The following is a 2,242-nucleotide window of genomic DNA, read 5'->3' as shown; positions in this document are numbered from 1 at the left end:
CAAGGCATCCGCATCGGCGGCCCGGGCAAGAACAAGAGCGCCGTCAAGGTCTGGGACCAGCGGGCCTACCAGGATTACGACGATTCGCGCGAGCTCGGCACGCGCAACATCAAGGTCGCGCTGCGCCGGCTGCGCCGCTTCGCGCGCGAGGGCTCGGAAGAAGAGCTCGACCTCGACGACACCATCCACTCCACCGCAGCCAACGCCGGCATGCTCGACATCAAGATGGTGCCCGAGCGCCACAACAAGGTGAAGGTGCTGCTGCTGATGGACGTGGGCGGCACGATGGACGAGCACATCCACCGCGTCGAAGAGGTGTTCTCGGCCGCCAAGAGCGAGTTCAAGCACCTCGAGTTCTATTACTTCCACAACTGCGTCTACGACTTCATGTGGAAGAACAACCGCCGGCGCTACAGCGAGAAGTTCCCGACCTGGGACGTCATCCGCAAGTACAACAAGGACTACAAGCTGATCTTCGTGGGCGATGCGACCATGAGCCCCTACGAGATCCTGCAGCCCGGCGGCAGCGTCGAATACAACAACGAAGAAGCCGGCGCCGAATGGCTGCAACGGCTCACGCATGCGTTCCCGAAATTCGCCTGGATCAACCCCGAGCCGCAAGGCGTGTGGGGCTACCGCCAGAGCATTTCGATCATCCAGCAGTTGATGAACCAGCGCATGTTTCCGCTCACGCTGCAGGGGCTGGAAGGGGCGATGCGTCTGCTCAGCAAATGAATGGCTGGCAGCGCACGCTGTTCAGGCCCGCGGCAGCGCTGCTGGCGCTGATCCTGCTCGGCGGCTGCGCCAACCTGCCCTTCTTTTCCAAGAGCAAGGACGAGGCGGACACCTCCTCCGCAGCGGCGCCCGGACCGGCCGTCTATGACCTGGAAGTCGAGGCCCCCAATGGCCTGCGCAAGCTGCTGCTCGCCTACCTGGACCTGGCGCGCTTCCAGCACCTGCCGGCCACCGACACCATCACCAGCGTGGAGCTCGACCGGCTGGTGGCCGCTGCGCCGGCGCAGGCGCGCTCGCTGCTGGAGACCGAGGGCTACTTCAATGCGCAGGTGCATGTCACGCGCAGCACCGGCGCGGCGGGGCTGACCCGGCTGCGGGTCGAGGTGTCGCCCGGGCCGCGCGCGCTGGTCGAGCAGTGGTCGGTCGACGTGCACGGCGATCTGCAGCGCGCGGTCCAGGGCGGCGACGAGGATGCCACGGTCGAGCTCGCGGCGTTGCGCCGGCGTTGGCCGCTGAAGGCGGACGAACCCTTCCGCCAGGTGGCGTGGAGCGATGCCAAGAACGTGACGCTGGCGCGCCTGCGTGCCGAAGGCTATCCGGCGGCGACCTGGGTCAGCAGCAGCGCCAAGGTCGATGCCCAGACCAACCGCGTGCAGCTGAGCGTGGTCGCCGACAGCGGTCCGCTGTTCCGGCTCGGCGCCGTCTCGATCGAAGGGCTGCAGCGCTACGACGAGCAGACCGTCCGGCGCCTGGCGACCTTCCGTGCCGGCGAGCCCTACAGCGAGCAGCTGCTGCTGGACTACCAGGACCGCCTGCTCAAGAGCGGCCTGTTCGAAGGCGCCGTGGTCGAGATCGATCCCAACCCTGCGACCTCCGGCGCCGCGCCGGTGGCGATCCGCGTCAAGGAGTTGCCGCTGCAGGCCGCCACCGTGGGCGTCGGCTACAGCGCCAACACGGGCCAGCGCCTGACCCTGGAGCACACCCATCGCAAGGTGTTCGGCCAGCGCTGGATCGCCAAGAACAAGTTCGAGCTCGGCCCCAACGTGAAGTCGTGGGAAGGCCAGCTCACCTCGCATCCGCTGGAGAACCTGTACCGCAACCTCCTGTCGGGCACCGCCGAACGACTGAAATCGGCCGACGAGGTGCGTCAGTCGTGGAGCGCGCGCGTCGGGCGCACGCAGGAGACGCCCCGCATCGAGCGGCTGTACTTCGCCGAGCTCGCGCATTCGCGCCTGGACACCGCCGCAGGCGTCGCCAGCAGCGACGCCGCCTCGCTCAACTACCACTGGACGTGGCGCGACGTCGACAGCCTGCTGCTGCCCACGCGCGGCGTGACGCTGGCGCTGCAGGGCGCGCTCGGCTATGCGATCGGCCGCGAGATCAAGGAAGACGGCATCACCGACGGTCGAGGCATCTTCAGCCGTGCCTATGCGCGACTCACCTGGTACCGGCCGCTGCCCGGCAACTGGTACGCGACCTTGCGCACCGAGGCCGGCGAAGTGTTCGC

At 67.7% G+C, this 2,242-nt stretch carries 2 protein-coding genes; both read left to right on the top strand.

All coding sequences use genetic code 11. The features are described from left to right. On the top strand, window positions 1-735 hold a 735-nt coding region (locus VJ693_RS06355; protein ID WP_324152671.1), incomplete at its 5' end, for a VWA domain-containing protein. After that, a partial coding sequence (locus tag VJ693_RS06350) for an autotransporter assembly complex protein TamA (protein WP_324152670.1) occupies window positions 732-2,242 on the top strand: 1,511 nt, incomplete at its 3' end. The genes VJ693_RS06355 and VJ693_RS06350, both read left to right, overlap by 4 nt.

The organism is Ideonella sp. (assembly GCF_035254525.1).
In the GTDB taxonomy this organism is placed as follows: domain Bacteria; phylum Pseudomonadota; class Gammaproteobacteria; order Burkholderiales; family Burkholderiaceae_C; genus Ideonella.
Note: the sequence above shows the minus strand (reverse complement) of the source record. Positions and strands in the feature narration are given on the sequence as shown.